Annotated in this window: 9 protein-coding genes and 3 pseudogenes; 10 read left to right on the top strand and 2 right to left on the bottom strand. The window is 55.5% G+C overall.

What is annotated here, in order from left to right:
* Both CDH48_RS19580 and CDH48_RS11220 read right to left on the bottom strand, forming a co-directional pair.
* A pseudogene (locus CDH48_RS19580) lies at window positions 1–176 on the bottom strand (histidine kinase); the annotation flags it as partial.
* Window positions 163–828: a response regulator transcription factor gene (locus tag CDH48_RS11220; protein WP_100688817.1), complete on the bottom strand. Its 666-nt coding sequence runs from the start codon at window positions 826–828 to the stop codon at window positions 163–165. The gene CDH48_RS11220 and the pseudogene CDH48_RS19580, both read right to left, overlap by 14 nt.
* A gap of 304 nt (window positions 829–1,132) precedes the next feature.
* On the opposite strand from CDH48_RS11220, the pseudogene CDH48_RS11215 reads away from it, so the two are divergent.
* The 10 genes and pseudogenes from CDH48_RS11215 to CDH48_RS11170 all read left to right on the top strand — a co-directional run.
* Window positions 1,133–1,866: pseudogene (locus CDH48_RS11215) on the top strand (multicopper oxidase domain-containing protein); the annotation flags it as partial.
* Window positions 1,867–1,873: 7 nt separating this feature from the next.
* A pseudogene (locus CDH48_RS11210) lies at window positions 1,874–2,233 on the top strand (copper resistance protein B); the annotation flags it as partial.
* A 165-nt stretch (window positions 2,234–2,398) separates the two neighbouring features.
* Complete coding sequence (locus CDH48_RS11205) at window positions 2,399–2,752, top strand: hypothetical protein (protein ID WP_100688815.1); 354 nt, start codon at window positions 2,399–2,401, stop codon at window positions 2,750–2,752.
* A gap of 108 nt (window positions 2,753–2,860) precedes the next feature.
* Entirely contained in the window at window positions 2,861–3,247 is a 387-nt protein-coding gene (locus CDH48_RS11200; RefSeq protein WP_100688814.1) for a DUF302 domain-containing protein, read from the top strand.
* A 33-nt stretch (window positions 3,248–3,280) separates the two neighbouring features.
* Window positions 3,281–3,790 (top strand): hypothetical protein, encoded by a 510-nt coding sequence (locus CDH48_RS11195; protein WP_100688813.1) that lies wholly within the window; start codon window positions 3,281–3,283, stop codon window positions 3,788–3,790.
* A 128-nt stretch (window positions 3,791–3,918) separates the two neighbouring features.
* Window positions 3,919–4,338: a c-type cytochrome gene (locus tag CDH48_RS11190; protein WP_100688812.1), complete on the top strand. Its 420-nt coding sequence runs from the start codon at window positions 3,919–3,921 to the stop codon at window positions 4,336–4,338.
* 211 nt (window positions 4,339–4,549) lie between these two features.
* On the top strand, window positions 4,550–4,906 hold the full coding sequence (locus tag CDH48_RS11185; RefSeq protein WP_100688811.1) for an NADH-quinone oxidoreductase subunit A: 357 nt from the start codon (window positions 4,550–4,552) through the stop codon (window positions 4,904–4,906).
* Window positions 4,897–6,180, top strand: a complete 1,284-nt coding sequence (locus CDH48_RS11180) for a hypothetical protein (protein ID WP_100688810.1) — start codon at window positions 4,897–4,899, stop codon at window positions 6,178–6,180. The genes CDH48_RS11185 and CDH48_RS11180 overlap by 10 nt, the downstream gene beginning before the upstream one ends.
* Window positions 6,180–7,106, top strand: a complete 927-nt coding sequence (locus CDH48_RS11175) for a complex I subunit 1 family protein (protein WP_100688809.1) — start codon at window positions 6,180–6,182, stop codon at window positions 7,104–7,106. Before CDH48_RS11180 ends, CDH48_RS11175 begins: the two co-directional genes overlap by 1 nt.
* The gene (locus CDH48_RS11170; RefSeq protein WP_100688808.1) at window positions 7,103–7,714 is read left to right on the top strand and encodes an NADH-quinone oxidoreductase subunit J family protein; all 612 of its coding nucleotides are present in this window, start codon (window positions 7,103–7,105) and stop codon (window positions 7,712–7,714) included. Before CDH48_RS11175 ends, CDH48_RS11170 begins: the two co-directional genes overlap by 4 nt.
* Window positions 7,715–7,728: the final 14 nt, after the last annotated feature.

Genomic DNA, 7,728 nt, shown 5'->3' with positions numbered 1-7,728 from the left:
TGATGTTCCAGGAAAGCCACTTCGGCTTTCAGGCGGCTCTCAACAAACTCCCTGGACATTCTCTCCAGAAGTAACCCGTGCACAAGCCAGGCGATTGCCATCAATCCAATGCCTGCAGGTAACAGCAGAAGCAGGAGTGCGCCCTTTACCGATACAGGCTTTTTAAACAGGGTCATTAAACAGGTATCCCTGGCCACGCTTTGTTGCAATGGTCTCCGGCCCGACCAGTTTTCTCAGGCGCCGAATATAGGCTTCGATGGTGTTTTCGTTGGGGCTTTCGTTAAGATTGTAGAGCTGCTCCATTAGCTGTTCCTTGGAAAAGATATGGCCGGGCCGACCCATCAGGCAGCGTAACAACCGGAATTCCGTACCGGTCAGGCTGTGTTCTGTGCCATCTTCGATTATCAAGCGCTGTCGGTTCTCGTCCAGTTCAAAACGCCCGACCTTTACCGTGGAGTGGACCCTGCCTTCGCTTCTGCGCAAGATGGCGTTTAACCGTGCAATCAGTTCCTCGGTTTGAAAGGGTTTGGCCAGATAATCGTCTGCGCCAGCTTTAAGTCCGTTGACCTTATCTTGCCAGTCCCCTCGAGCGGTCAGGATCAGTACCGGGAAAATGACTTTACTTGAGCGCCACTTTCTCAGCACGTCCAGGCCATTTCCATCTGGTAGCCCGAGATCCAGCACGCCGGCTTTGTAGTCCTCCTGCTCGCCCAAAATAATGGCTTCGTTGGCAGAACGAGTCACATCCACGCTGAAACCGGCCTTCTCAAGTTGGCTGGCAAGCCCTTCAGCAAGCAGTCGGTCATCCTCTACCAGCAGTAACCTCATTGATCGCTCCCTTTAAATAACTTCGGCTAAATAACTTCGGCCAAAACAGGCTAAAGCAGTGTCGCTTGTCAAACTGAATTGAGCCTGAACCGCAAATAGTTCCAGATTTTCAGAAAGAGTTCAGGTTCGTGCGCGATGGTACCTGGCGTTTTAGCAGCATACCCACGTTACCAGATAAACCCGTTGGGTTTTGAAGGCACACCACGCCGTACCAAAGGAGAAAGCTTGATGAGTCCAGCAAAGTTCGCAGTTGCAGCAGTTGCCATGTCAATTTCCCTGACAAGTGGTTCGGGAGCAGTTGACCATGAAGAAAACCCTTGTTGCAGGCACTTTAGGCCTGCTTTTGCCGGCTATTGCTTTAGCGGGTGAGTACAACCTGACCGTGGATCGGGTCGAAATCGATACCGGAGAATTTGTAAAACAGGGCGTCGGCTACAACGGCAAATCCCCTGGCCCGGTATTGCGCTTCAAAGAAGGCGAAGAGGTGTCGATCAACGTCACCAATAACCTTGACGAAATGACCTCGATTCACTGGCACGGTTTGATTCTTCCCTTCGAGCAGGATGGTGTTCCGGGTATCAGCTTTCCTGGCATCAAGCCCGGGGAGACGTTCACGTGGGAGAGTTCTTCTCAGATGCTTCGAAAAACGGCTTCCTGAGCACGGTGAAAGAGCGCCTGGCATGGGGCGGCATGCGCATGATGCAGGCCGATGTTGAGGATCTGCAGGGTTTCACCGGCATGATTAACGGCAAGAGCCCGAAACAGAACTGGACCGGCCTCTTTGAGCCCGGCGAGCGAATTCGGCTGCGCTTTATCAACTCATCAGCGATGACCTATTTCGATATCCGGATTCCGGGCCTGGAGATGACCGTTGTGCAGGCCGATGGCAACAACGTGCAGCCTGTCAACGTGGACGAATTTCGGATCGGCGTTGCGGAAACCTACGACGTGATCGTTCGGCCCAAAGACGAGCAGGCCTACACGGTTTTTGCCGAGTCCATGGGACGCTCCGGATACGCCAGGGCAACGCTGGCGCCAGGCTAGTTTCAAAGCTCGCTGGCTTACCAGTGGGGAGTATTCCTTCGAAGAGCGGGCTTACGAAAAACTCGAAAACCAGTTGGTTGGCCAAATCCCGATATCAACATTCTTCGACGCAAAAGCCGGAGTGCGATTCGACACTCCGGAAGGACCGGATCGAACCTATGCGGTCCTTGGAGTCGGTAAGGGCCTGGTATCTACGGAAACCGGGTTGCGCCTGAGCTACGACCTGATTGACCGCGCTTTCTCGCCTTACCTTGGTATTGTTCACGAACGCCAATACGGCGATACAGCGGACTTTGCCAGGGCCGATGGCGGCAGCACAGAGGATTGGTTTGCGGTTGTCGGAGCGCGGCTCTCCTTCTGAAGCCACAGGGTAGGCCTTGGGTATTGACCCCTGGTCTGTTTCTGCCGGGTTTGATCTACAGCACGTTTCGGTATGTCCGGATGATTTGTACTGCAATTTTCAGTTGCAGTTCAGCTTGAAGTGTTGTGATAGAGGCTGGATAACGTAGCTGCGAGGTGCAAGGCCATGACCAAAGCCTACAAAGCAACAAACCAGGAGCAGTTTCTGCTTCGCCGCAAACTCACGGTAGAAGGTCTCACTGAAACCCAGTGGGAGGATTTTATCCAGGAGCTGAACAACCATCCATGCGTAGATTTCGCGGAAGGTAAAGCCGAAGACCAACTGGTTGTCACATTCGATGGCACACATTGGTCCACCGATGAACTGATTAACCTGATTGAAGCTCAGGGAGGCCGTTTGAAGCGCGGCTGGTGGCAACGTCGAAGGCTCGCGTGGTACCGGTTCACCGACGACAACGTTCGTGCAAACGCAAAGCATGAGCCGTTTTGCTGTTCTAAAATTCCACCTATGAAGAAATAAAAGGAGGTTCAATGAGAGGGCAGGTCTACCCACTATAAAATCAGTGATCGACCTGTGTGAGGATGATTGAACGGGACTAAATCAGTAAAAACCTAACGGGAGGTTCCCATGTCTTACACCATTAATCGAGTAATAGAAAACGCAGATTTCACGGAAGTGGATGAAAGAACACGTCAGGCTCTGGCCGATAAAGGCTTCGGGGTTTTGACTGAAATAGATGTCAAGGCAACCATGAAAAAGAAACTGGACAAGGATATGTCCGCCTACCGGATTCTCGGAGCTTGTAATCCGGGCATGGCCTGGAAAGCAATTGGCGCAGAACCCCGGGTAGGTGCCATGCTGCCATGCAACGTGATCCTGCGCGAGACAACCGAAGGGGTTGAAGTCAGCGCAGTTGATCCCGTTTCGTCCATGGCGGCAATTGATAATGAGCAGCTCAAAGCGATTGCCGGTGAGGTGAGAGACATGTTGTCTGAAGTAGTCAACGCAATCTGACGGCTGCATCTTGTTTGCTTGAGGAGTTTAGCTATGAAGAATTTTTCCAGAATAATCGCAATGTCGTTGATTATCGCTGCGCCAGTTGCCTGGGCGCAGGGTTCCGGTAATCAGCAGAGACCTGGTGGGATGATGATGTCCCAGGAACAGATGCAGGAAATGCATCAGAATATGTCCCGTATGCAAGAGATGGCGCCCAAAATGCACGGAAGTTCCGGACAAGACCGGCAAAAGCTTATGCAGGAGCACATGGAGCGCATGCAAAAGCAGATGCACATGATGCGCGGCGGCATGATGGGCGGCCAAGGGATGATGAATGGCCAGGGAATGATGAGTGGCCAGGGCATGATGAGTGGTCAGGGAATGATGAATGGCCCTGGAATGAAGAGCGGCCAGGGCATGCGGGGAAATCCGGGCCAAGGCAGCTCTGCTGTCAAACCAGAGGACCGCATTGAGTTTATGGAACGGCGGATGGACCAGATGCAGCTGATGATGGAACAAATGCTGGAGCACCAGAAGGAATTGCAAGATCGCGCGAAATAACTCTGTGACTATTCCCGGGGCTGCCGATTAGGATACCCCGGGGTTTCGTCATCTGAAGGCCACCCCTCCGGGGCTTCAGATCCTCCTGTACTGGTACACGGATCCCGAGAAATTGAGGGGAAAATGTGATGCTTAAAGTAAAAGCCTCATTCAGCGTTCTCTTGGTTGCATTGCTCAGCGCCTGCGGCAAACAAACGGTAGATGGTCGCTGGTACACCCAAGCCCAGATTGAGCGTGGTGCAACCGTGTTCGACGACAACTGTGCGAGCTGCCATGGCTCCAATGCCCAAGGCGCCTTCAGCTGGAGGGAGCGGTTGGAGGATGGTTCCTATCCGCCGCCACCACTTAACGGAACAGGACACGCCTGGCACCATCCATTTGAAATGCTGATGGGCACGATCAGTCAGGGTGGCGCTCCCATGGGTGGGCAAATGCCAGCCTTTGGGGATGAGCTCTCCAGGGAAGACCAAAAAGCCGTTATCGCATTTTTCCAGAGTAAGTGGGACGAGCGAATTTATGATGCTTGGTCTGAAAGGAGTGGGCTATGAGCCTTATTCTCAGAACACAACTGACGCTACAGCTCTCAACTCCTCGACGCCCATTTGCTTGCTGATAGCCTCGCCCGCTTCCCGGAACTGCATAGCAAAATCACGATCATTTCGTAAGTTCAGGTTTTTCGACTACGCTTTTCGGAGGCAACGTGTTCGCAAAAACTCAGAATTTTTACGTCATCTGCGATAAGAAATCATTGGTCGTGTCATGGAGTTAAAACAGCTACTGGTATTGCTGCTTGTCGTGATTATTACTGCGGGCTTCGGTTTCTGGGTCCAGCATGTTCCCGGCGAGTCGAAAAAATCCATTCCCTGGCCCCAGCGGGCGCCCTTCCTTGGCGGCGGGCAGCCGGACACCCATGCCTGGTCGCGTTTCCACATACGTTATTACCCCATGACTCTGCTACTCATCGCCTTCGAGATGGAGATGATGTTCATGTACCCGTGGGCGGTTGTGTATGTTTCCGAAGGCATTAAAGCGTTGGCCGAAATGGGAATGTTTCTGGGCATTCTCTCGATCGGCATCCTTTACGGCTGGCGTGAGGGGGCGTTCAAATGGCAGTAACCTGGCTACGCAGGTTGGCCAATCAGGCGCCCGTGCCGGTTTTTCCTGTCGTGGGTATTGCCGGTGAAGCCGCACTGGAGGCGCTTTATCTGTCGCCGGCGGTAACCGTGGTGCAATCACCTAAGCGCGCGCGTGCCCTGGCGGTAATGGGTAGCATCGATTACCGTGACCAGCAGGCGCTCCGGCGCGTTCACGGCCAGGTACCCGCACCCAGAGTCACCGCCTGGTGCAGTGCAATGGCCGTACCGCAGGAACTGTCAGGCTCTGCTATTGTGGTGGATGCGACGGACCAGTTAGGGCAGCAAATTCAACAGGCTGTGCATTCGCTCGATGCGGGCCAACAAAGCTCTGATCCTAACCTGTGCCCGGATCAGCCGCCCGCGCCATGGAAGGGTGTAGGTGATGGGCATGGGGGCGAAGGGATGATGGGCGGCAAGCCCTATGGCCGCCCCATGGCCATGCCCGAGGATGATCTTCGTGATGGTTTGCAGCTTGACCCTCTGGTTTTCTCGATAGGGCCATTTTCGCCCCTGTTACCGCCTGGCATGGCCGCCAAGGTCACTTTGCATGGGGACGTCATTGCGGGTTGGGAAGTGCTTTCCCGGCCCTACGAGCTGACGCTGCCGGCGGTGTTCTATCAGGCGCTTGAACAACCGGTCGCCGTTGCCGACCTGGAACTTGCCCGCGCCGCTTTTCATATACGCCGGCTGGCAGCCGCTCTGCAACTGAATGGCCTGGGGGCCCATGCTCGGCGCCTTCGCCATCACGCCGTCGAGTTAAAGCCTGGCCAGTCGATTGATGACCTGGTCAACGCCCGTGTTCTGCAGTCATTACGTTGGGTGGCGGGGGCCGGAAAAGGCATTGTCCACGATGAAAACTGGATCCGTTTGCGCGGCCCCGCTGCAAGAGCCGGCGGTGACGCCCGGGATGCCCGCCTGAATGATCCTGCGTATGTAGCGCTCGGTTTTGAGCCAGTGGTTCAGAAGCAGGGCAGTTGCGCAGCGCGCTGGAAACAGTGGCGGGACGAAGCCGGGCAGGCGCTGACACTTGCCGCAGCGGCGGCTAAAGCCCGGGCCATGAGTTCGCCTTCCGGGGCGGTGGAATCGCCTGTGGGGGAGCTGACAAAATCAACTCCGCCCGTGGATATCAGCGATCTTATGCCCTCGTTGCTCGTTGGCCTGGAATGGAGCGAGGCAATGTCGGTGCTTGCCAGCTTCGATATGGCCGCTGTGCGTTATACGGATGTTATTCAATTACAGGGAGGGGGCGAATAGTGACTTCCACGCTTCTGATTGCTTCTGCCTGTACTGTTCTGTTGGCGCTATTGGTCGGCGCCTACTGCGTTGCCGCGATTGATGGTGCGATAACGGCACGCGTTACCGGCCAGACGCCCGGCAATCCGCTGTTGATCCCGCTGCAGAACGCCGCACGCCTGTGGCACGCTCCACACAACGAAACCGAAACGCCGGACCGGCCCGCCTTGCGACTTGCACCGGTGTTGTACTTGGTGTTGGCTGCCATGGGCCTGGCGCTGGTGCCCTGGAGCCGTGATTTTGTACCGGTAGACCTGACTACGGGTATCGTGTTCTGGGGCGCCATTGAACCTTTGGCAACGGTTCTTGTTTTTTTGAAAGGCTGGGCACCCAACGCCCATTTCCCGCTGCTGGGCGCTTATCGCTACGTTTCACTGGGCTTATCGTACATTCTGGTCAGCATGTTTGTGCTGATTGGCGTTGCACTGCCCGCCGAATCACTGCAAATCAGTGCCGTGGTAGATACCCAGGCCGAGCTGTGGAATGTGGTTCGCCAACCGCTGGGCCTGCCACTGTTTCTGGTTGTGGGTTTGGGCGTGAGCTTTTGGGGGCCGTTGAATTTTATAGACGCCGATGATCTGCACGGCGGCGCGGCGTCGGAAGAGGCAGGCCGGGTTCAGCTTTTGTGGAGCACAGGTCGCGCCGCCATGTTGCTGGCCTTCTCCGCCATTGCCGCCTCAGCCTTTCTGGGTGGCTGGCATGGCCCCTGGCTGCCCGGCCCGGTGTGGCTGATCCTTAAAACCCTGGCAGTGGTGGTGCTGCTCGTTATTCTGGGTCACACCTTACCCCGTGTATCGCCGGAACGTTTTCTGACCATCGCCTGGGTAATTCTGCTGCCGCTGTCATTTCTGAGTCTTGCCGGCGCCGGCGTGGAGGCCTTGCTATGAGTGCTGTCGATATCACCTTTTACATCAATGCCGCGATTGCCATCTACGCCGGATGGCGTGTGTTTGTGACCGACTCCATGGTGCGGGCGTCGTTTTTCCTGCTCATCTCATTTCTGGCGGTCGGCGTGATCATGCTTTTACTCGCGGCAGTTTATCTTGGCGTGGCGCTGTTTTTCATGATGGCAGTGGAGATGATGGTGATGGCGCTGTTCATGGTGATGTTCATGATGAACCCGGCAGGGCTGAACCCGATGAAGATGGTGCATCAGGAGAAGGTGGCCATTGCCGCAGGTGTGGTGGCTTTTGCGGCGCTCAGTGCGGTGGCGGTATTTGGGGAGTTTCCCTCCAGGACGATTCCGGAAGGCTGGCAACCGGTAGTATCCCTGGGCCACGAACTGTTGGGCGATTCCATGCTGGTGTTCGAATCCGCTGGCGTTACCTTGCTGGCAACGATGATCGCAGTGGTGATGCTCACCAGCCATCGTGGTCGCTATGGCGACGCTAACCATGGCTCGCGGCCACCGGGGCTGGAGCCAGGCGGTGATCCTGCGGACAAACCGGAAGAAACGGAAGAGGGCGGACATCACCACCACCATCATCACCATTAACAGGGCGTGGACTG

It is taken from the genome of Marinobacter aromaticivorans, from assembly GCF_002806975.1.
Classification (GTDB): Bacteria; Pseudomonadota; Gammaproteobacteria; order Pseudomonadales; family Oleiphilaceae; genus Marinobacter; species Marinobacter aromaticivorans.
Note: the sequence above shows the minus strand (reverse complement) of the source record. Positions and strands in the feature narration are given on the sequence as shown.